General features: G+C 40.4%; 17 protein-coding genes and 6 pseudogenes. 9 read left to right on the forward strand and 14 right to left on the reverse strand.

Annotated features, from left to right (window positions below):
* Positions 1-469 precede the first annotated feature (469 nt).
* Positions 470-1392 (reverse strand): annotated as a pseudogene (locus tag ABLT31_RS34395) (transposase); the annotation flags it as partial.
* Between the two features lie 161 nt (positions 1393-1553).
* Here ABLT31_RS34395 and ABLT31_RS34400 point away from each other — a divergent pair.
* Complete coding sequence (locus ABLT31_RS34400; protein WP_367760177.1) at positions 1554-1799, forward strand: hypothetical protein; 246 nt, start codon at positions 1554-1556, stop codon at positions 1797-1799.
* A gap of 239 nt (positions 1800-2038) precedes the next feature.
* Positions 2039-3474, forward strand: a pseudogene (locus tag ABLT31_RS34405) (IS4 family transposase).
* Between the two features lie 399 nt (positions 3475-3873).
* Here ABLT31_RS34405 and adh read toward each other — a convergent pair.
* The 6 genes from adh to ABLT31_RS34435 all read right to left on the reverse strand — a co-directional run bounded on the left by adh (position 3874) and on the right by ABLT31_RS34435 (position 11244).
* Complete coding sequence (adh, locus tag ABLT31_RS34410; protein ID WP_367760178.1) at positions 3874-5394, reverse strand: aldehyde dehydrogenase; 1521 nt, start codon at positions 5392-5394, stop codon at positions 3874-3876.
* 330 nt (positions 5395-5724) lie between these two features.
* Positions 5725-6015 (reverse strand): hypothetical protein, encoded by a 291-nt coding sequence (locus ABLT31_RS34415; protein ID WP_367760179.1) that lies wholly within the window; start codon positions 6013-6015, stop codon positions 5725-5727.
* Between the two features lie 1055 nt (positions 6016-7070).
* Positions 7071-8021 (reverse strand): quinolinate synthase NadA, encoded by a 951-nt coding sequence (nadA, locus tag ABLT31_RS34420; protein ID WP_367760180.1) that lies wholly within the window; start codon positions 8019-8021, stop codon positions 7071-7073.
* Between the two features lie 282 nt (positions 8022-8303).
* On the reverse strand, positions 8304-8813 hold the full coding sequence (locus tag ABLT31_RS34425; RefSeq protein ID WP_367760181.1) for an AmiS/UreI family transporter: 510 nt from the start codon (positions 8811-8813) through the stop codon (positions 8304-8306).
* Between the two features lie 319 nt (positions 8814-9132).
* The gene (locus ABLT31_RS34430) at positions 9133-10290 is read right to left on the reverse strand and encodes an iron-containing alcohol dehydrogenase (RefSeq protein ID WP_367760182.1); all 1158 of its coding nucleotides are present in this window, start codon (positions 10288-10290) and stop codon (positions 9133-9135) included.
* Positions 10291-10569: 279 nt separating this feature from the next.
* The gene (locus ABLT31_RS34435; protein ID WP_367760183.1) at positions 10570-11244 is read right to left on the reverse strand and encodes a carboxymuconolactone decarboxylase family protein; all 675 of its coding nucleotides are present in this window, start codon (positions 11242-11244) and stop codon (positions 10570-10572) included.
* A 273-nt stretch (positions 11245-11517) separates the two neighbouring features.
* Between ABLT31_RS34435 and ABLT31_RS34440 the strand changes: the two are divergent.
* Together ABLT31_RS34440 and ABLT31_RS34445 are read left to right on the forward strand one after the other, a co-directional pair.
* A pseudogene (locus tag ABLT31_RS34440) lies at positions 11518-11736 on the forward strand (sigma 54-interacting transcriptional regulator); the annotation flags it as partial.
* A 5-nt stretch (positions 11737-11741) separates the two neighbouring features.
* Positions 11742-11885 carry a hypothetical protein gene (locus ABLT31_RS34445; RefSeq protein ID WP_367760184.1) on the forward strand — a complete coding sequence of 48 codons (144 nt, stop codon included), beginning with the start codon at positions 11742-11744 and terminating at the stop codon, positions 11883-11885.
* A 112-nt stretch (positions 11886-11997) separates the two neighbouring features.
* Here ABLT31_RS34445 and ABLT31_RS34450 read toward each other — a convergent pair.
* The 5 genes and pseudogenes from ABLT31_RS34450 to ABLT31_RS34470 form a co-directional block, all read right to left on the reverse strand.
* Positions 11998-12381: pseudogene (locus tag ABLT31_RS34450) on the reverse strand (AMP-binding enzyme); the annotation flags it as partial.
* A 274-nt stretch (positions 12382-12655) separates the two neighbouring features.
* Positions 12656-13132 (reverse strand): annotated as a pseudogene (locus ABLT31_RS34455) (adenylate kinase family protein); the annotation flags it as partial.
* A gap of 149 nt (positions 13133-13281) precedes the next feature.
* The gene (locus ABLT31_RS34460) at positions 13282-14439 is read right to left on the reverse strand and encodes an iron-containing alcohol dehydrogenase (protein WP_367760182.1); all 1158 of its coding nucleotides are present in this window, start codon (positions 14437-14439) and stop codon (positions 13282-13284) included.
* 320 nt (positions 14440-14759) lie between these two features.
* On the reverse strand, positions 14760-15008 hold the full coding sequence (locus ABLT31_RS34465; RefSeq protein ID WP_367760185.1) for a hypothetical protein: 249 nt from the start codon (positions 15006-15008) through the stop codon (positions 14760-14762).
* Positions 15009-15742: 734 nt separating this feature from the next.
* Positions 15743-15901: a hypothetical protein gene (locus ABLT31_RS34470; protein WP_367760186.1), complete on the reverse strand. Its 159-nt coding sequence runs from the start codon at positions 15899-15901 to the stop codon at positions 15743-15745.
* Positions 15902-16544: 643 nt separating this feature from the next.
* Between ABLT31_RS34470 and ABLT31_RS34475 the strand changes: the two genes are divergently transcribed.
* The 4 genes from ABLT31_RS34475 (at position 16545) to ABLT31_RS34490 (ending at position 20723) form a co-directional block, all read left to right on the forward strand.
* Positions 16545-18128: a spore germination protein gene (locus tag ABLT31_RS34475; protein ID WP_367760187.1), complete on the forward strand. Its 1584-nt coding sequence runs from the start codon at positions 16545-16547 to the stop codon at positions 18126-18128.
* Between the two features lie 26 nt (positions 18129-18154).
* Positions 18155-19354 carry a Ger(x)C family spore germination protein gene (locus ABLT31_RS34480; protein ID WP_367760188.1) on the forward strand — a complete coding sequence of 400 codons (1200 nt, stop codon included), beginning with the start codon at positions 18155-18157 and terminating at the stop codon, positions 19352-19354.
* Between the two features lie 98 nt (positions 19355-19452).
* Positions 19453-19608, forward strand: a complete 156-nt coding sequence (locus tag ABLT31_RS34485) for a hypothetical protein (RefSeq protein WP_367760189.1) — start codon at positions 19453-19455, stop codon at positions 19606-19608.
* A 17-nt stretch (positions 19609-19625) separates the two neighbouring features.
* Positions 19626-20723: a GerAB/ArcD/ProY family transporter gene (locus ABLT31_RS34490; RefSeq protein WP_367760190.1), complete on the forward strand. Its 1098-nt coding sequence runs from the start codon at positions 19626-19628 to the stop codon at positions 20721-20723.
* Here the strand turns inward: ABLT31_RS34490 and ABLT31_RS34495 are convergent.
* Positions 20718-20882, reverse strand: a complete 165-nt coding sequence (locus ABLT31_RS34495) for a hypothetical protein (RefSeq protein WP_367760191.1) — start codon at positions 20880-20882, stop codon at positions 20718-20720. The two genes, ABLT31_RS34490 and ABLT31_RS34495, sit on opposite strands and share 6 nt — an antisense overlap.
* A 478-nt stretch (positions 20883-21360) precedes the next feature.
* Here ABLT31_RS34495 and ABLT31_RS34500 point away from each other — a divergent pair.
* Positions 21361-21510: pseudogene (locus ABLT31_RS34500) on the forward strand (transcriptional regulator); the annotation flags it as partial.
* Between the two features lie 109 nt (positions 21511-21619).
* Here the strand turns inward: ABLT31_RS34500 and ABLT31_RS34505 are convergent.
* Entirely contained in the window at positions 21620-22804 is a 1185-nt protein-coding gene (locus ABLT31_RS34505) for an NAD(P)/FAD-dependent oxidoreductase (RefSeq protein WP_367760192.1), read from the reverse strand.
* Positions 22805-22821: the final 17 nt, after the last annotated feature.

A 22821-nucleotide genomic window follows, 5' to 3' on the forward strand; every position in this document is an offset into this window, starting at 1 on the left:
ACATGACTTAAACTAACTTACAAAACCATTTATTAACATACCGTATTCAACATTACTCCTTCTATGAACAAACGCATATCTCGGTTTTTCTCTCGTTTTCTTAGATTTTCAGTTAGTTAAGGTTTATTAGATCAAACGAATATCGGAATATAGTTGAATTAAAGGATATTTTTAGGGGCGCGGAGCGAAAAAGATCCATGCTACCTAACCACTTTTTCCATAGAGTGGATACAAAGTTAAAGTATGGTCGCACTGGTGGATGTCCACAGGTCTCATGGGGGTCTACCCTCCCATATCTCACAGAGTCTGCGCTCCTAAATTCCTTCGTTCAACCTTTCCATGAGGTGGATGTCAGTGATGCTGCCCGACAGGGTCCTTGCCCGTACTTTAGTTGGTTTACTGACTAATCCGTGCTTCAGATTTCTAATAAACGTAAGCTAACTTCTTATCTAAAGGTATATTGAAAAACCTAAGCTGCAACTGCCATAGAGGTTACTTCCATGTGAGGAATATCGCTCAACATTTTTTCTTCACTAAACTCACATTGCTTCTTACCAATGGTGAATAAGACTCGAATTAATTTATTACAAATAGCGATTAGGGATTGCATCTTCTTCAATGGATTATTGGGACGTTTCGTAAAAAAGTGATGTAATGCCTTAAAAGCCTTATTCTTAGCGACTAAAGGCTACTCGGAAGAGGAGAGCTCTAAGCTTTTTCCTTCCTCTCTTTGTAATCTTCGTTTGTCCTTTGTGCTTACCTGATGTATTTTCCTTTAAGCTTAATCCCGCTAGCTTGATGATCTGCTTGGGATGAGAATAATACGTTAAGTCTCCCACCTCGGCGAAAAAGCCTGCAATCGTGTCTTTACCTATCCCTTTAATCGCCAGCATTTGCTTTACACCAGGGATTTGTTCGAGTAAGCCATCAATCTTTGAATCAAGCTCTTTAAACCTTTCCTTGATGAGCGTGTACTTCTCTAAAAGAGTACGTAATTCTAGTTTTGCCATGTCAGCACCCTCACGGATTCCAATAGAAACGCTAGCGGCGTGCTTTAAATCTCTAACCTTACTTACTCCCACGGCACGTTGTACAGCTTGTTTAAGATGAGCTAATATCTCTTCATCAGAGAGCTTAACGATCTCATGGGGTAGTGCATGGAGCTTGAGTAGTTGTAGTGCAGCTTTTCCTTCCCAGTCTTTAAATACCGTGAAAAACTCTGGAAAATAACGATCGAGCCAATTATGAATTTGCCCCTGAACCGCTTGAAGGTCAACAGATAAGAGATCGCGTATTTTTTTCCACTCTAAGTTCAGCATAAATTCCTTGTGGAATATTTGGTTCGGCGTATCTTCCATCTTTAACAAGCTGAGCGATAACTCTGGCATCTTTTCTGAGCATAATACAGGGGGATTTTGGAATTATCAGCATGGTGATAGACAGCTTATATTGGCCATTTCTAATGTATAGAACAATTCATAATTTATTTACACCATTTAGCTCCTCTACCTGGTATTATGGTAAAGGAAGAAAATGTAAGAGGAGTGGATATCATGCTTGACCACAAACTTTATAGTGTTGAATATTTTGCCGATCTCTTTCACATTGCTGTATTCTTCAAAGGTCAACCAAATTTTGACAAGTTAGATTATCAATGCAAGTTGGATAGAGTTTATCGAGTTTCCGTCTCAAACGTCTTGAAGTATGCAAAGGAGGATGCAGAGCAGACACTTGAGTACATAGAAAACGCACAGAAAGCTTATGAAGTTGTAAAAGCTGATTATGAAGCTAGTTTGTAGAGCACATAAACTAGAAAATCTAATTACAAACAAGACAAAAGCCAATTAACTTTGATCCTATCAAATTGCACTTACATCCATTTACCGCCTGTAATCGCAGAGCGGTCTTTTTTATTCCTGGGGTACCGCCGCATGCCCATCAAGCTAAGTTAAATTAATACCCCCAAAATGGAAAAAATAGGCTATCCTTTCTATAAATCTATCTATTGGTAGAAAGGATGGTCTTTCCCATGAAACCAATGCCTTCTCTTTCCATTAACGAAGAAATACAGCTTATGGTTCAAGAATTACGGCAGTATTTTTCTTTTGCTCAACTTGAAGAACTAACTCGACAAACTGGATTTGTTCAACGCAAGGGGAAACTGGCTGCTCAAGATTTCGTCTCCTTATGTACCTTCTTAAACCAAGATCTTTCTACCGATTCGTTAACATCCTTATGTAGTCAACTGGATGCTTACAGAAACGTTTCCATGAGTTCAGAAGGACTCAATCAACGATTTAATGAATCGGGAGTAAATTTTCTAAGGACTCTCTTTTCCACGCTTCTTCGTAAAAAATTAGCTTCTTCTTCTACCATTCCTTGCGATCTAGACCGCTATTTTAAACGAATTCGGATTCTGGAAGCGACGGTTTTTCAGCTTCCAGACCTCTATGCTCACCGTTATCCCGGATCCGGAGGGAGTGCTCATACATCTGGGGTGAAAATTCAATTGGAATATGACCTTAAATCCGGAGAGTTTTTGCATGTAGACGTAGGTGCAGGTAGCATGAATGATGGTCTATATGGAGCAGAGCGAGCAAAAACGGTAGAAAAACAGGATCTTTGTATCGGAGATTTAGGTTATTTTTGTTTGGAGGACTTTCACCAAATCGAGCAGCAGGAGGCTTACTATATCTCTCGTTTAAAAATCAACGTTCGAATTTACCGTAAAAATGAGAAGGTCGAACGATTTAAAAACGGAAAAGTGAAGAAAGATTACCTGTATACGGAAATCAAGTTGGAAACGATCATGAATCAGTTGAAGCCCGGTGAGATCCTTGAAATCGAGGAAGTCTATCTCGGCCGAGAGAAAAAATTTGTCCCTCGCGTACTCATTTCCAAGTTAACAGAAAAGCAAACTCAGGAGCGTTTAGCGATTCGGGCTAAAAACGACGAAAAGAAAAAAGGAATCACCTATAAAGAACGAACCAAACAATTAAGCTCCATTAACGTCTACATCACGAATGCTCCCCCATCCTATTTGTCCAAAGAAGAGGTTTATCCCTTGTATTCCTTACGCTGGCAAGTGGAGATCTTGTTTAAAACATGGAAGTCTCTGTTTCATATCGATTCCGTCAAGCCTGTCAAAATTGAAAGGTTCGAGTGTCATTTATATGGTAAATTGCTTGCCTTACTTCTGACCTCATCGTTGATGTTTCAAATGCGTGAGCTTCTTCTTCGGAAAAAGAAACGAGAGATCAGCGAATTAAAAGCCATAGCCATTCTGAAAAGTTATCTCGGATTACTACTGGATTCGCTCAATAAGTGTACAGAAGAGAGTACCCAAGTCCTTCAGAAGATGTTTCAGATGATCGGGAAAAACGGCCGTAAATCGCATCGCTATGACAAGAAAACTGTTTTTATCTTCTTGGTGTGGTCTATGAATGCCGAATGAAAGTAGGGGTAGCTGCTTAGACTTCTGAAAAAAATAGATACCAGAAGGCTTATTTGAGTATGCCCATAATGATGATGAGATGACTAAAAAGCAAGAATGAGACCTTCTACCAGCCTCCATGTGCTTTTACCTAATCCTTAGCTTGATGGGCATGGGGTACTACCCCTTGATGGGTTTTTAGGGCTTGACCCTGTGCACACCCCCATCATACCGAGGCGTTCCTTTTTAGCAAAGGCCAAATTTTTGCCCCTACATGAATGTTCAATAATTGAATCCAAGTATTTGTGTATAACAACACATTTAATTGAATGAAAGTTGGCATTTATATCTTATAAAAATACTGAAGCTAAAACAAAGAGACCCATCTTCAATGTCGCATAGGGTCTCTTGTGTGTTCTTTCTCACGGTTTGCACCGAGGTTAGAAGAACCCCATTGCATCTGGGCTGTAACTAACCAGAAGATTCTTCGATTGCTGGTAATGGGCTAACATCATTTTATGCGTTTCCCGACCAATGCCGGAAGCCTTGTATCCGCCAAAGGCAGCATGAGCAGGGTAAGCATGATAGCAATTCGTCCATATGCGGCCTGCCTCAATTCCTCTGCCTATTCGGTAAGCCGTATTCATGTCCCGAGTCCAAATCCCTGCCCCCAATCCAAAGAGAGTATCATTAGCCAGGGACAATGCTTCTTCTTGGTCTTTAAATGTTGTGACAGAAACAACGGGACCAAAAATCTCTTCCTGGAAGATACGCATTTTGTTATGTCCCTTGAAGACAGTAGGCTGGATATAATACCCATTCGCTAAATCCCCTGCTAATGTCGTTCTTCCACCTCCTATTAGACATTCAGCTCCTTCCTCCAAACCGATGTTCATGTAGGTCAGAATTTTGTCCACCTGCTCGGAGGACGCTTGGGCGCCTATCATAGTCTCGGTATCTAGAGGATTTCCTTGTTTAATGCTTCCCACCCGCTGCAATGCTCTTTCCATGAATAAATCGTAAATCGATTCCTGAATTAACGCGCGTGATGGACAAGTACAAACTTCTCCTTGATTCAGGGCAAATAAAACAAATCCTTCAACTGCCTTGTTGAAAAATGCATCATCTTTTGCACAAACATCTTCGAAGAAGATGTTTGGAGACTTCCCGCCTAATTCCAGCGTGACTGGAATAATATTTTGAGAGGCATACTGCATGATCAGACGACCTGTATTAGTTTCTCCAGTGAACGCAATTTTGGAAATGCGGCTGCTTGTTGCAAGCGGTTTCCCCGCTTCCAAGCCAAAACCGTTGACAATATTAAGGACACCAGGAGGAAGTAAATCTTGTATAAGCTCTACTAAAACCAAAATAGAAACAGGAGTTTGTTCGGCCGGTTTAAGAACCACGCAGTTACCGGCAGCCAAAGCTGGAGCAAGCTTCCAGGCAGCCATTAGGATAGGGAAATTCCAAGGAATAATTTGGCCTACGACACCTAATGGTTCATGGAAATGATACGCCACTGTATGCTCATCTATTTCTCCGAGACTTCCTTCTTGGGCACGGATACATCCTGCAAAATAGCGAAAGTGGTCAATGGCTAAGGGGATATCTGCCGCAAGCGTTTCCCGGACAGGCTTCCCATTATCCCAAGTTTCGGCAACTGCAAGCATCTCCAGATTAGCCTCCAAACGGTCGGCAATCTTATTTAATATGTTAGCGCGCTGTGTCACGGGTGTCTGTCCCCAGCTATTTTTGGCTAAATGTGCTTGATCGAGAGCCAGCTCAATATCTTCGGCAGTAGAACGGGCCACTTCACAAAACGTTTGACCAGTGACGGGAGTAACGTTCTCAAAATACTGTCCTTTGACAGGAGCGACCCATTGGCCTCCAATGAAATTTTCATAGCGTTTTTTGAACGTTACCTTTGATCCTATTTGTCCAGGTTGTGCGTAAATCATATTATAACCTCCATTCAAAGTAGATGTGGTATCTTTCATAATATTTAATAAGCAATATTCGTGCCAAAAGGAACCTTACATGGGGACTGTTCCGATTTTGGAGTCATGTATCAAATTGAGACATCTGATTAGTGCTTTGACAAAATTAATTTTTCAGTATTCATACGGTATGAATGTTGATCCAGTAATGATCATGATGTCTTGTACCTTCAGCAGGTTCATGGAGCCACTGATATAGTGATAATGATGTTTATTTACCAAGCTTACTTGGGTCTCCTGACTATTCGCTTATTTATTCTCATATCCGTCATCACTCACTATCGATTCGTTCTATTCTATAATTTTTTTAATGTTTTCCAGTCTAAGAACAGGCATGGGAAGAGAAATAAGGTTACCCATAGGAGTAACAATTTGTTTCCATTCAATTTCACCATCGATCTCCACGCTTACCCCTAAATTTGGGGAAATGGCGGATTCCTCACTTAAAACAGGAATGACTTTAATTCTATCCCCATCAACTTTCACCACGTTGTCAATTTCAAGAAAGGATAAGCAATTAATCTTTTTAAACTCCAGATCGTGATAGTGTCTCTTTTTAAATAATTTCCCCTTGATTTTCATAGTTGCCACACCTCTTTTTTTTTCTTGCTATGTTGCTAAATAACTTATGCAAGATCAATACCAAGGCTAGAATTGGAGAAACGCTTTTCATGATGGTGGGAGTTGCTATTCTGCAAAGACAGATGATCTAAGATGGAACAAATAGTGTTCGTAGTGTTCTATAATAAAACATCTATCTAACTACACTTAGACAAGGAAATCAATTTTTTATTTTGTCCGGACCCCTCCAAGTGAATCATCGATAGGCATATTAAAAAGAAAGCCCGAATAACATGTGTGGAGAATAGATCTTTAGCATCGAATATAAACAAAATAATATTGTTATATGTCGGATCACTGCACTGTTCCTTTATGAAACATTGTTTTAATTTGATTTCTTATTTCTGTTCTAATTGAAAACAGTCATTCACCAAAAATAGTTTGGCATGACGTTAAACTTTCTTAATGGATAAAAAAGAACCAGCATATCATTTATGCTGGCCTGTAAAGGAGTATGAAGTCCATGTTTTGTCACGAGAATACTAATTGCGTGACCCATTCAAACTAATATGCAAAAAACATGCCGAGTAATGTTAGGAAGCAATATGCTTTACCGTTTTTAGCAAATTTCTCTGAAAGATGTCGGTCTAGAAAAAGATATAACGTCAATGGCTCACCAACTACAAAGTTTATTTCAAAAAATATTGCAGATTACATGCCTACGCTAAAATAAACTGTCCCTTCCGAAACCTGAAAATAAAATGACCCTATTTTCCGTAGGAATAATTTCTGAACAACTTTTTTCGTAAGATTTAGCAAGCAATACAGAAGAGGATCTAAATTAGGTTCCGCAGAAACTGTGATAATTTGCTTCAGAGACCGACACTATGAGTCGGACGACAGAGAGGATAGAGTCATGAATAAGCCAGATATGCTTACACATCTCGTAATACCTAAATACTATGCCATAACATGAAGAGGTTATTCCGATCGACTAATTTGTTGACTCCGTTTTCTTTGTAAAATTTCTACAGCCATTTTATACAAGATATTTTTCGTACCGGTTATCAGTATGATTACTTTCCTTCCCCTTCAAATTTCAACATCCGCTCTAATGAGAGTCGAGCAGCTTCTGCCACATCGGGTGGAACGTAAATTTGAGGGCTCATCGTCTCTAAAGCTGTAGCAAGCTTCTTTAGATTGTTTACTTTCATGTTCGGGCAAACAAGATACTTAGATGCGAAATGAAATTTTTTGTCAGGACTTTCCTTTTTCAACATATAATGAACCCCATCTTCTGTACCTACAATAAATTCGTTATGGCTGGATTCACGGCAATACCTAAGGATTCCTGTTGTGCTCCCCACGTAATCCCCTAGTGCTACTACTTCTGGGCGGGATTCAGGATGCACCACGAATTGAGCATGGGGATATTCTTGCTTCATTCGAATGATATCTTCAATTAACAATTGATCATGCGTATTGCAATAGCCTTCCCAAATGATCATTTTTTTGTTGGTAAACTGAGAAACCCAATGTCCTAAATTTTTATCTGGTACCCAAATAATTTCTTCTGCATCGACCCCTTCAATCACTTTTCGTGCATTGGAAGAGGTGCAGCATACATACGTTTCCGCTTTTATATCCGCAGAAGTATTAATATAGGACACTACTTTCGCATTAGGATGCTGAACTTTTAACTTGCGTAGTCCATCCACATTAACCATATCCGCCATTGGACATCCTGCTCGTTCATCAGGAATTAAGACAATCTTATTCGGGTTTAAAATCTTGGCACTTTCACCCATGAAATGTACGCCACAGAACAAAATGACATCTGCTTCGGTTTCTTTTGCCTTTTGGGCTAATCCAAAAGAATCCCCAAGAAAATCTGCAATTTCTTGAATTTCTGGACGTTGATAGTAATGAGCCAGAATAATGGCATTACGTTCCTTTTTTAGAAGCAAAATTTTTTCTTTTAATTCCTTATTTCGTTCTGTCTTTTTTGCTACTGCTAGCGTTTCCATGTGGGTTGATCTCTCCTATCAGGTGTAACATCAATTTAGACAAATAGTAGACGAGTTGGGGTCCTTTTGTATATACATGTACTATAATTTTGATTTTTATAAAAAAAGGGACAAAAGGCTTGTTTGTCCCTTTTCTTGTTTCTATTCATTTTGATGAGGGCGCTAGACCACTTTGTTATTTATTTGAAAACAAGTATTTCTAAGCGTTTTAAAATGTTATCGGAGCTTAATTACTAAAATTACATTTTTCAAAGCACTTGGAATCTTTCATTCTCAATTTTTTTACATTGGCAGTTTACCAGTAGTCATTAACCAGAAGGCTGGAACCCACAAACCAACAAATACCCATATAATTAGAGATAGTGCTAAACCTTTGGCAGAGAATTTGCCATAAGCATTCAGCCATACTTGTAACGTAAGAACGGCATAGCCAGTACATGCTAGAGATAGATAATCGTTTTTAGCTATCAAAGGAGTTCCTGTGTAAAAAATAAAAGCATAGATTGTAGAGATTAGCGCTACCGTAAGACTAACATTGCCGACTGATCTCATGTCTTTTAGGCTGTTCAAAAGAGCATAAGAAATAGTTATATAAAGTATTCCATGAGCAAACAGTAAACCTCCGGTAAAGCCATCTTTAAAAATAGCAGTTTGCAAGATGGCACTAAGGACCGTAACAATACCAACAAATCCGGTAACAGCACCGGTTCCTTTGGGTTCACCATAGCCTAGAAAAAGCATAGCCACCGGAATCCACATAACAGCGATTACCACTAGAATTGCAGTTGTCATATGAAAATCATTCCCTCTTTTATTATTTTATTTTTTACTCTATAACTAGCTGACTATAAGAACCATTCGACAATCAAAAGCTAAATTTGTAAATGGCACATTGTGAATCGAGTGTTAGTTTTATATTCATAACATGCATTAGTGCAAATGGGTCCCGGCTTGGTCACCAATTTATTTGCTGTAAATTACTTTCCCCTACTCGCTAAGGGGAAGTTAAAACAAGAAGGGAGTCACAGATCGAGCTGTCTCCCTAAACATTTAATAGATTTTGAAATATATTTAATAGATTAGAACGAAATTTGTCGATCTATCACACAGGTTAAAATGCAGCACGAATGATCGCTTGAACTTCATCAAGGGTGGCCTTTCTTGGATTGGTAAAGGAGCAAGCATCCTTCATGGCATTTTCTGCTAATAACGGAATATCTTCTTCCTTGGCACCTAATTCTGCAAATCCGCTAGGAATATTTACATCCCGAGCAAGGGTAACGATGGCTTCCAGTGCCTTTTCCGCTGCTGCACGAGTAGATAATCCGCTTACATCTTCACCTAAAGCAACAGCGATATCCACAAAACGCTCTGGCTTGGCAATTAAGTTAAATCTCTCTACATGAGGCAATAGAATGGCATTACATACACCATGAGGCAAGTTGTAGAAACCTCCAAATTGATGAGCAATGGCATGTACATAACCTAACGATGCATTGTTAAATGCCATTCCTGCTAAAAGCTGGGCATAAGACATTTTGTCACGCGCTTCGATGTCTTCTCCATTCGCTACGGCTGTCCGTAAGTTCTTGCTGATTAAACGGATGGCTTGAAGTGCGCAGGCATCGGTGATCGGTGTTGCGGCTGTGGATACATACGCTTCCACAGCATGCGTTAAAGCGTCCATCCCCGTTGCAGCCGTTAAAGCCGGCGGTTTTTTCACGGTTAACATGGGATCATTGATTGAAATCGAAGGCGTTACATGCTTATCCACGATGGCCATTTTAACATGACGAGAAGAATCGGTAATGATGCAAAAACGGGTCATTTCACTGGCTGTACCCGATGTGGTGTTAATGGCGATCATGGGAATCATAGGCGATTTTGAAACATCCACTCCTTCATAATCGTGAATCTTTCCGCCATTGGCTGCGACCAGACCAATCCCTTTTGCACAGTCATGGGAACTTCCGCCACCTAAAGAGACGATGACGTCACAGCCTTCTTGACGGTAGGCAGCCAATCCGTCTTCTACATTTTTGTCCGTCGGATTCGGTTCCGCGCCCGGGAAAATCGCAGCTTCTACTCCCGATTCCCGAATATAGCCCGCAATTTGGTCCGCCACACCGAATTTATATAAACCCGCATCGGTTACAATCAGTGCCTTTGAGCGACCGAATGACTTGATCCTTTCTCCTACTTGTTTTACAGCCCCTACTCCCATTAGGTTTACGCTTGGCATAAAAAATCCGAATACTTTCTCTTGCATGCTTAACACTCCTTTAGTATTTTAGTATTTTGAATGCGCTTACGTATTGTTTATATTGCAATATAAATGCCAATAGTAAAAATCTAAAACCCCTGACATCCTTCATCGTTATATTATTATAGAAATATTTGTTGTTCTACTATGGAACAAGATCACTGTTCCGTTACGAATCATTTGTACTAAATTGGGATACCCCCTATCTACAAAGGGAGAGAATAGAAAAACAGGGATAAAACTAATCCCTGTTTACATAATTTCTATTTAATGAGTCCGTAATCCCTACTCGTATGCATTTAATGCGTTTACACTATGATAGATAGCAGAAACTGCCTTTAAGGCTGTAGATACAAAAATCGCCTCTGCAATTTCCTCCAGGATGGCCCCAGCTTTTTTAGCTTCCTTCGTATGGAAATCTATAGAGTAGGGACAGCCGGTTGTATGAGCCACCGCTACGGCAATTAATTCTTTTTCTTTAGTAGTTAATAATCCTGGTTTCATTGCTTGTTGATCAAAGACAATGAACGCTTTGAAACTTTCATTATTTAAATCAGAAAGTTCTTTTATCCGATTAAAATATGAAGCTTTATACAGTTCCTCCGGACTTCCCCCATCAAATGCATTAAGAGCATTTACACTATGAGCAATTACTGACCATGCATTGAGCGCTGCAGCCACCATGATCGCTTCCGTCATTTCTTCTTTCGATGCCTGCCTTTTTTTTATGTTTGTGACATGAACCTCAATACAGTATGGACATCCGGTGACATGTGCGACCGCAACAGCCATCAATTCCTTGAGTTTATTAGAAAATACGGGGGCTAAAGCTAGTTGATCAAAGGCAACAAAAGCATCGAAAACTTCTGGATTCAGTTTTCCTAATTCGGACATTCTCTTTAAATATGACTTTTTATATAAAATATTGTCACTCTTTTTGTATAAAATATTGGTATTCATTATTTTTCTCCTCCATATTAATGCGTATTTCCAGTACCGAAAAAAATCAGAGGACTGAAGAAGAAGGGAGTCACAGATCGGGCTGTCTCCCTAAACATTCAATAGATTTTGAAATATATTCATTAGATTAGAGCGAAATCTGTTGATGTATTACACAGGTAAAATGTAGCACGAATAATCGCTTGAACTTCATCAAGGGTGGTTCTTCTTGGATTGGAAAAGGAGCAAGCATCCTTCATGCATTTTCTGCTAATCGAAACGATATCCATTGCTAAAAGGGTTGCCACTTTAGACATAAGCCTTCTTATTTCTGGTGAAAGTAGAACAGGAAAGGAGCTGTTTGCTCAGTCTATTCACGGCGCCAGCTTAAGAAGTGATAAACCTTTCATTGTCATAAATTGCAGTGCTATACCTGAAAGTTTATTAGAAAGTGAGTTATTTGGTTATGAAAAAGGAACCTTCACTGGAGCAAAAAGCGGTGGACAACCAGGTAAATTATGACTGGGTACAGCACCATCCAGTCGGCCATAACCGCCATTCAAAACCGGGCAAAGGATTACCTGGAAAAACCGTTTGATGATTTGGATGAGGCCTGGAAATATCAGGCGAATGATAAAGGTTATGATTTAACTCCTTTTTAGGATTCTAAACTTAAGATAACATCCATACAGGATGTATAGAATTGGGGAAATCCAGCCGAACAGCTGGATTTGCACCTTAATCTTCTATAATAAACAGGTCTCCTGTCGGCAGTCAAAGTTCCCCAGCTTTTAGGATTCTTCGCATGATTTTTCGAACCGGGTTTTCGGGAGCTTACCTTTGATTTCAATTTCACGCGATGCAGCATGTGCTGCCAACCTGGTTTTGAGGAAATTCCGATATCTTCTATTAGCTCTTTGGTTGCGACATAACCTTCGCGAGGTGATATAAAAGCTTTGATAATTTCTCCTCGTACAGGATCAGGCTTCCCGATAACGCCAGCTTCAGTCACGGCTGGATGCTCAACAAGCTTACTTTCTACTTCAAAAGGGCCTATCCTTTCCCCAGCCGTCATGATGACATCATCAACCCTTCCCTGAAACCCAAAATATCTACCTCATCCATATACGCGGAATCCCCATATACATATTTCCCCCCCTATGTTCTATTGTAGACCATTAGACTTTCTCGGTTATAAAACATTGTTTATATCTTTACATTTGGTCTTTTTGAAAGAAAGTAAAGAACTGTGTAGAATTTGGAAACAGAGAAACAAACTGTTTGGTAGAAGGCTATACCTTTATGGAAAAACTGCAGTGGGATAATTACAACGAAGGACCAGCCCTGCATAAATCTATTGAAGCTTACGCCAAACGCTTTGGCTATTATCCATAAGCCGTACTGGTGATCAAGTCTATCGTGACATCTTCGATTATAAAGTGAACTGGGGTTGGATCAGTAAGTTGGCAATATCTTTAAATACATTCCTGATTTCTTGCTGGCCATCAATATTTCTTAATAAGCCCTTTTCCTTATAGTACGTAAGAAGAGGCAGAGATTTCTCAATATTGATTTCTAAGCGGGTAGCAACAGTTTTTTCATTATCATCTTCGCGTTGATGCAATTCCCCGCCACATTTAACACATTTTCTTTTTTCTTTCGGAGGATTAAACTGAACGTGGTAGCAGGTCCCGCATGGTTTACAAATACGGCGCCCTGTCAAACGGGCCATCAGTTCCACTTTATGGTCTTCAATATTAATCACATGATCAATGTGACGTCCCATCTCTTCAAGTTTCTTATCTAATGCTTGAGATTGGGTTACAGTCCGTGGAAATCCATCCAAAAGAAAACCACTTTTACAGTCATCTATACCTAAACGTTCCCTTATAATCCCAACCACAACATCATACACGCTCACCTACACTCATTCGGTTTTAGGGGAAAGTTTAGAAAAGAAGGGAGCCACACTTTAGTGCCTCCCTATAGGGCTTCGGTAGAAGATTATCTAAAAGATTCTTAAATCAAATGAAACGGAATCAATTAATCGTTACAATACTAAAATGCGGCACGAATGATCGCTTGAACTTCATCAAGGGTGGCCTTTCTTGGATTGGTAAAGGAGCAAGCATCCTTCATGGCATTTTCTGCTAATAACGGAATATCTTCTTCCTTGGCACCTAATTCTGCAAATCCGCTAGGAATATTTACATCCCGAGCAAGGGTAACGATGGCTTCCAGTGCCTTTTCCGCTGCTGCACGAGTAGATAATCCGCTTACATCTTCACCTAAAGCAACAGCGATATCCACAAAACGCTCTGGCTTGGCAATTAAGTTAAATCTCTCTACATGAGGCAATAGAATGGCATTACATACACCATGAGGCAAGTTGTAGAAACCTCCAAATTGATGAGCAATGGCATGTACATAACCTAACGATGCATTGTTAAATGCCATTCCTGCTAAAAGCTGGGCATAAGACATTTTGTCACGCGCTTCGATGTCTTCTCCATTCGCTACGGCTGTCCGTAAGTTCTTGCTGATTAAACGGATGGCTTGAAGTGCGCAGGCATCGGTGATCGGTGTTGCGGCTGTGGATACATACGCTTCCACAGCATGCGTTAAAGCGTCCATCCCCGTTGCAGCCGTTAAAGCCGGCGGTTTTTTCACGGTTAACATGGGATCATTGATTGAAATCGAAGGCGTTACATGCTTATCCACGATGGCCATTTTAACATGACGAGAAGAATCGGTAATGATGCAAAAACGGGTCATTTCACTGGCTGTACCCGATGTGGTGTTAATGGCGATCATGGGAATCATAGGCGATTTTGAAACATCCACTCCTTCATAATCGTGAATCTTTCCGCCATTGGCTGCGACCAGACCAATCCCTTTTGCACAGTCATGGGAACTTCCGCCACCTAAAGAGACGATGACGTCACAGCCTTCTTGACGGTAGGCAGCCAATCCGTCTTCTACATTTTTGTCCGTCGGATTCGGTTCCGCGCCCGGGAAAATCGCAGCTTCTACTCCCGATTCCCGAATATAGCCCGCAATTTGGTCCGCCACACCGAATTTATATAAACCCGCATCGGTTACAATCAGTGCCTTTGAGCGACCGAATGACTTGATCCTTTCTCCTACTTGTTTTACAGCCCCTACTCCCATTAGGTTTACGCTTGGCATAAAAAATCCGAATACTTTCTCTTGCATGCTTAACACTCCTTTAGTATTTTAGTATTTTGAATGCGCTTACGTATTGTTTATATTGCAATAATAATGCCAACATTAAAGACTGTGAAATCCCTTTCATTTTTGAAGTTTAAAATAGTATAAAGTTGTAACAAATGCATGATTGTTCTACTATAGAACAATCATGATGTCCCATATCAGAACAGTTGTTCCAATTAGTTCATAGAGCCTCTTACTTGCTCATAAATACGTCAGTTTAATCCCCTTAGCATTAAAAATCGTGCTAATTGTTCGCTCTAATAAAAAAGACCAACATCATGTATGTTGGTCAAAAAAGAGGATCAATGTTTTGAATTCCACATGCTCATTAGCCATCCGTCACATTTTCCGTATTGTGTGTCTAACTTTGTGACGATTCCGTAATATGTCTCGATAATTCCATCTGTTGAAAGGTCGAAAAATTTATGTTCACCAGGCAGTAATTTGGCAAATTGGACGATGGATTTGTAATCTGTGAATATCTGTTCTGTGTTTTCGCTACGTAAGATGTATTCGTTAGGATTATTGTATTTAATTGCCCATGTTTCCATTTGTATTACCTCCTTTACAGTTTGTACCTTTATTATCGAGCTTCTGGAACCCTTTTTGCAAAGTTGATATTTCTCCATGAAAGCGAATCACTTCCATTGAAAACCAATGAAAACCAAGGTCACGGTTATTACTCTCAGAATTTTATGGTTTTTCGCCGTTTTTTGTTTGTTTTCATTTTTAATAACTAAAATCAATGGATATCATGGCAAGCATCCCATATGGTATATTTGGTATGTGAGTCACCAATTACCGTATTTTCAAAACCCATGAACTCAAACCTTCTTCATGATAAGAGCATATTGATTTATTCTATATTAATTTATTCTATTATTTTTGAAACATACCAAGTCCGCATTTGTGAGCGAATTGCTTATGAAATATAATTTTATATTAATTGATGATCCCCAAACAAAAAAGTGGACGAGGATTCCATCTTGGGGATTCAATACTCCAAACCAAATGTTCATTTATAAACTATTCAGAACGGTGAATACCACTCTTTTCTGTCTAAACAAATAATGAGTAGTGAAATCAAGCTAAATGCCCCCTATAAAAAAAGACCAACATAAAGTATGTCGGTCAAAAAATAGGATGGTGATTACTCATGCTAGAATTTTATTACATCGTTCGCAGATGGATACATACCATTCTCGCAAGAAAAACTAAAGGATCTGTATAATATTTAATCGATATTGGAAAACTTGATTCCCTTAAATAAAATCATTTACCAATATCAATCAATTTCCACTACATCAATCCAATGGTATGTTACTCCAGTGTTATCCAATTTTGTTTTGAAAATTTCATATGCTTGCGATTTGGATTGAGCATCAACTACAGCCATATCCACATGATTTTCATTAAAAAATGCTGTAACTTTAAATTTTTCCATTAAGAGCACCTCAGTAAATAAATTTTATTAAAAACCGCGTAAATCATAGAAGAACCTTCTAATAGTTGATCTTCACTAGTTCTACGAATATATCTCGCAAAATTCATGCCAAGAAGTGAAAACATCAATGACTGGTTAGTATTAGAAGGGTTCAAGGATATTTCACGGATTTGCCGCTTGAATCGTATCCATAACTTTTTTAGAGTTACTTTTCTCGGATTGGAGAAGGAACAGGCGTCTTTTCAGCCAAAACAAGAATATCTCCTTCTTTTGCACCTAGTTCTGCAAAGCCTCTTGGAACGAAAAAGCACCAGGGGTGCAAAATCCTACTGAGACAAGGAGCAGGGGCTTTTATAAATAAAAATAGTTGTTTTTAACTGTGCAGAAATAACTGCACAGTTAATTTTTTTCTTGAATTGAAAAAAAGAGAATACCCTCTCTCCTTCTTCAACGACTACATCAACCCCTTTCACACCCGGGATTAGCGGCAATTCTCATAACATCCAACTTCTTTTCAGACTTGATAAATACAACTATATCTTAGACTGATTAGATTTGTAGATTTTTCCTATAATTTCCGGTTAATAAATAGAATTATTATCCATAATAGTAAGTAAACAGACCCGAATTTTTGGAGGGGACTATGTGGAATTTCATCTTTAGGAACCAAAAAAACAAACGTTCAACTCCGTCTGTCCCTTTTGAGTTGGATTATACTCAAACGGGAGAGAATAGTGAAATTTCACCTGATATATTAGGAAACATTACCCATTTGGAAAATATATTCCAAGATTGCTCGGATATCGTTTTTCGTAAGCTTACTTTAGGGAAACAGCAGATCCCCGCTTTCATCATCTTTATCCAAGGCATGGCCGATGAGGTCATTATCAATGAAAGCATCATGAAGTCCCTCATGGAACTGCAAGACACTCAAATTGAAACGCCCATTACGGAAATGATTCAAAAGTCATTTTTGCAAATTGGGCATACTCAGGAAATTTCGCTAACTAGCGATATCGTCGAAGCCGCACTAAACGGAGAGACGATTCTTCTCGTAAACGGTGCCAATAGAGGAATACGGATTGCAACGCAAGGGATGCCTTCACGAAACGTATCTGAACCCACGACAGAAGCTGTGGTAAGAGGGCCGAAGGTAGGGTTCACGGAAGATATCAATGTTAACACTTCCTTGCTTCGCAAATTGATGAAAACCCCCCAATTGAAAATGGAGTCATTGGCATTGGGAAGAGTTACAAAAACAAAAGTCATGATTTCCTACTTGAACGGAACTGTAGATGATAAATTGGTCGAGGAAGTAAGGAGAAGACTCCAAAAAATCGATGTGGATTCTATTCTAGAAAGCGGTTATATCGAAGAGCTTATTGAAGACAATCCCTTGAGTGTGTTCCCTCAGTTACAGAGTACAGAACGGCCCGACAAGATTGCAGCGGCTATTCTGGAGGGACGTGTTGCCATATTAGTCGACGGCAGTCCCTTTGTGTTGGTCGCCCCTTCCACTTTTGTTCAATTCTTACATGCAAGTGAAGATTACTATGAGCGATATATTTTTTCGACAGCCGTTCGATGGATTAGGTACCTGTTTTTCCTTATCGCCCTTTTTCTGCCGGGAATTTATGTGGCTGTTACGACTTATCACCACGAAATGATCCCCACCCCTTTATTAATCGGTATTGCTGGGGCACATGAAGGAGTCCCCTTTCCTAGTATCGTAGAGGCACTCATAATGGAGATTACCTTTGAAGCTTTACGGGAAGCAGGGGTTCGCCTGCCTAGACCTGTAGGGCAAGCCGTGAGTATCGTAGGAGCCCTTGTCATCGGCCAGGCAGCAGTAGAGGCCGGAATCGTTTCTCCCGGTATGGTTATTGTGGTGGCGCTTACCGGAATTGCTTCTTTTACCATCCCCTCTCATAGCCTGGCCTTCTCTATTCGCGTACTGCGGTTTGGAATGCTGGTTCTAGCAGGGTTCATGGGTTTATACGGAATTTTGTTAGGGTTATTGGCCTTGTTGATTCACGTTACTTCCTTACGGTCTTTTGGCATCCCTTATCTGACCTCACTCGCTCCCTTCAAAATACAGGATATCAAAGATGTCTTGTGGAGGGCGCCTTGGTGGGCTATGGAAGAACGCCCAAGCTTAATTGGTATGAACAATAGGAGCAGGCAGAAATTCTTTCAGAAACCTCGTCCGCCAAAGTCAGATCAATAACCTATTATATTAAAGGGAACGATGAAATGAAAAAATGGCACTTACTGTTCATTCTGGTTTCATTGTCGTTAAGTGGTTGCTGGGACAGAGTAGAAGTGGATGAAATCGGTATTGTATTGGGGATTGGCGTTGATCGAGTGCCAGACGACAAACGGCCTATCCTGCTTACCCTCCAAGTCGTGAATCCTGCTGCCATAAAATCCGGGGAGACTGGTTCCGGGCAGGGCCAATCCTTGTATGTTCTAACTAGTCAGGGAAGAACCTTTTTCTCTGCACTACAGGCTGTTTCCACGTCCTATCCGCGTCGATTTATTTTTTCACATAACCAACTTGTTGTTTTTGGGAAAGACTTCGCGAAAACAGACATTACAGAAGTAATGAATTATATTGACCGGGACCGGGAATTTCGCGAAAACATATGGGTTATCGCCGCTGAGAAGACGGCGAAAGAAGTGTTGCAGACTGAAATTGCGCTTGAAACTCTCTCCCCTAAAGGCCTGGATATCATGATGAGCAAGTTTACGGAGACTGCGTTTACTCTTCCTATAGAATTTTACAAGTTTAGAAACCTCCTGAAGGCGGAAACCAAAACGGCTACGGCCCCTCTGATCAGAATTGAAGAGAGGGAGAAGAAAGTGGAGAGAATGCTTGCGGAGTCAACGGAAGAAAAGATGGCAAAATCAAAATTTGCACTTGACCCAACCATTGTTATCGAAGAGACAGCCATTTTCCATGATAAGAAAATGGTTGGTGTAATAAGCCAAAATGAATCGAGAGGGCTTCTCTGGCTAAAAAATCAATTGACAGGGGGCACTGTCGTCATTAATGGCAAGGATGACCAAGAGATATCTGTTATGATCCTGAAGGGAAAAACGAAGATTTTCCCCTCAGTAAAAGGAAACCAAATCTTCATGAAAATTGAGTGCAAAGGAGAAGCAACCATAGAGGAGGTGGAAAACGATGCCTTGGATCTTAACGACCCTAAAGTCATTAAGCAATTGGAGAAACAGACGGCAGCCATTATAAAGAGCCGGGTCAGACGGACAATCGAAAAAGCTCAACATGAGCTAAATGTAGACTTTATCGGTTTCTCGTCCATTCTCCACAACGAGCTGCCGGATGAATGGAAGCGATTCAGCAAAGATTGGCCTGAAGTTTTTCCCCAAGTGCAATACGAAATCGACGTTCAGATAACATTAAGTATGGTCGGAAAGATCATTAAATAATATCCAGATAGTTATCAGGTAAAGAAAGGATGTTCCTGATGGTTTTGTTCACTATTTTTGCCAGCCTCCTCCTTTTTTTCGTCGGGGGAAGGCCCCTTATGAAGAACGGACAGCGGAAGGAACTTGCCGTTGTATCCGGTCTCCTCGGGATGTCCGTTTTACTTGTTGTTGCCCATCATTTTAAAATCACCCCACCATTGAAATACTTGGCAGAATGGCTCAGCCCAATCGGGAAAGCCCTATTAAAACACTGAAGATAGGACTGTTGCCCATGCTTGAAAAAGGGATTATTAGTACCCGTCAATTTATTTTTATGTTGTTTATGATCATTACATCCTTTACGGCTCTGCACGTGCCAGGAATGTTAATCGGCCATGCGGGACGGGATGCCTGGCTATCCGTCATTGGGGGCTGGTTCCTTGATGTCCTGCTGGCCATTGTTTATGCTTACTTAGGCCTGCGGTTTCCCGGAGAAAATTTTGTCCAGTACAGCATAACGATATTGGGGAAAAAAGCAGGGGCTCTCGTTGGAAGTTTATTTCCCTTGTTTTTCCTCGTCGTTTGCTCTCTTCTGCAGAGGGGATTGGCTTTTTTTATCAAATCTTCGTTTTTGCCCAATATGCCTTTAGAAATCATCATTCTTACAGGAGCGATGATTATCGCCTATGGAGCTTACCGGGGGATTGAAGTCATTGGAAGGGTTTCGGAAATTCTCGGTCCCATATACTTTATAAGCATTATTATCCTGGTCGTCTTGATTCTTCCGGAAGCGGAAATTAATAAACTTAAGCCGCAGTTCGATGAAGGGTTTTATCCGTTTTTATCCGGTGCTCCCTTAATTGTTACTTTTTATGGCATATGCATTATGATGGGAATGTTTATCCCCATAAATAACCGGATTGAAAATGGCTTTCTCTCTAAATTTGTAGCTGTCAGCATGGGAGCCTTTGTAGTGGGAAGCATTGTGCTGTTGGCTGTTTCGGTTTTTGGCTATGATCAGGTCAAAAATATGGTTAATCCCGGACTTGGACTTACTCGGATTGTCAATGTCGGGCGTTTTCTTGAGCGTGGGGAAATCGTATGGATGATGATTGCTGTTGGTGCGGCTATTATGTCTTCAGCGATGATGATTTGGGCCTTCAGTTTAGGGATCTCTCAAGTCTTGACTTTACAATCCTATAAACCTTTGGTCATGCCAGCTGTTTTACTCTCCAGTATTCTAGCTGCAACCTCTTTTGAAAATCATATCGAACACGTATACTTTATTCAATATTCTTATCCTATCTTTGCTGCAGCGATTGAAACCGGTTTAATCCTATTTTTGTTATTTGCAGCCCTATTATTAAAGAAAAAAGGGAAATCCCTATGAGCTTTCCCTTTTCCTTTCTGCTTTTAGGCGCATATCCATCGTATTTCTGATTGATTTCCGAAATTGCTCAAACATAGTCTTTTGAGCAATATACGCGATGCAACAGCCTGAAACCACCATGGAGATACCGATGAGCAGACTTAACTGATTATTTGACATGGATAGCACCTCAATGAAATCAAGTTGGCCTCACTAATAGAGTAACCAAATCATCTCTCTTCCAACTGGGACGGAAAATCTTTTTTGTATAGGATTTAAACGAATTCACGAATCGTAATTATAACAGCTTTTATTTTTGGATTCTGTTTTATAATATAAAATAGAGAAAATTGTTTAAATGGAGGAATTTTGAATGAGCAGACGAGAACGGACTAAAATTGTGAAGTGGATTCACTTGATTTTAGTAATAGATTTTCGCTATTAGCAACTTGCCGGATAAAGATCGGAATATATTTGTGGAAATTTCCTTATATCGCAAACGTCAGGGTTAAAAAAGAGGCTCCATCATGAGAGCCTTGCAAAACGAATACAAATTATGTAAAACCTGCACCCTGATTTGCTGGCTTCTTGTATAGCATTTTGCATAATTCAGTTTCCCACCGTTGTTTGGGTTTAATGCTATCTTTTGATTTCTATATCGAAACCCTCATACTACCTTAAAATATTGCTCGATGCCAACCTCATTACGAAACAAACCAAAGGCATTTGGAACTACAACGAAATAAATGGGAAAGAAGTGGGCGAACTATTATCAGAGAAATTATGTAGTATATTCCGTCCTCTATGAGAACAGCGACGAAGCAAGGGACGGATGTTGATCCCGTCCCCATGCTTAATAACCTATATATTTGGTCAAATATAAGTGAGTGTTTTTTCATGCCAGCGGTTAACAACTACTATATTTTTGATTTCTTCAAAAGCAATGGAATTCCCCCTAATAAATACAAGTAGCGATGGTCTATTACTTTTTTCATGAGTGCCGCGTTCGTTCCGAAGAGTTTCCTATTGCCTACTACCCCGATTGCCTCGCCTTTACCCAAGGAAGCGACGGTACCTTTTAAATCGGGAATAAATTTTTGGAGTTCTCCGCCACGCAGAATTCTAATCAAATTGCCAGCCAGGTTTTCCCCCTGCTGTGTAGCGATTTGGGCGGTGGGCGGATAGGGGCGCCCCTCTTCGTTAAAAATCAAGGCACAATCTCCAACGACAAAAACATGGTCATAACCCGGTGCGCGAAGGTATTCGTCAACTTTGACGCGTCCACGAAAAACTTCAAATCCGGAGTTTTCAATAATGGAATTTCCGCGAACCCCGCCTGTCCATACAACGGTTTGGGTCTTAATTTCTTCTCCCGTTGCCAGTACGACTCCCTCGGAATTGCATTGCTTAATTGCAGTATTAATCTTGAATACCACTCCCTTTTTCTCCAATACACTCATTGCATATTGCACCAGTTCCGGATCAAAGCCCGGTAAAGCGGTGGGAGCCGCCTCGATATTATAGATGTTCACAAGCGATGGATCGACATCAAACTCTCGGCATAACTGCGGAATCCGATCGGCTAGCTCCCCAACGAATTCAATTCCTGTAAAACCGGCTCCCCCAATTACGAGGGTAAGATAGTCCGCACGATGCGGCTCATTGCGGAACTTAGAGAACATGTATTCTATATGTTCTTTGATCATCCGCACGCTATTGATGCTGCGAATGCCAAAAGCGTACTCCTTTAACCCCTCAATCCCAAAGGTTTCCGGCTCGCTTCCCAAACCGATGACCAGATAGTCGTAATTAAGAACTCTCCCATTTGTCAACAGGACAATCTTTTCCTCCGGTCGAATCCGTTCAACTGTTGCCTCAACAAATTTGATCTTCCTGGTATCCAACACGCTGTCGATATTTATCCTGCAGCTATTGTGATGCCTTGTCCCTGCTGCCGGTTCATGAAGCCAAGTGGTCAAATAATGATACGAGTGCTGATTGACCAAGGTGACTTGTGTTTGGGGATCACGCCATTTTTTTTGCAGTCGGATCGCCGTGATTAATCCCCCGTAACCAGCACCCAAAATAACAATTTTTCTCATAGGCTATCCCTCCCTAT

The sequence above is a fragment of the Ammoniphilus soli genome, assembly GCF_040813775.1.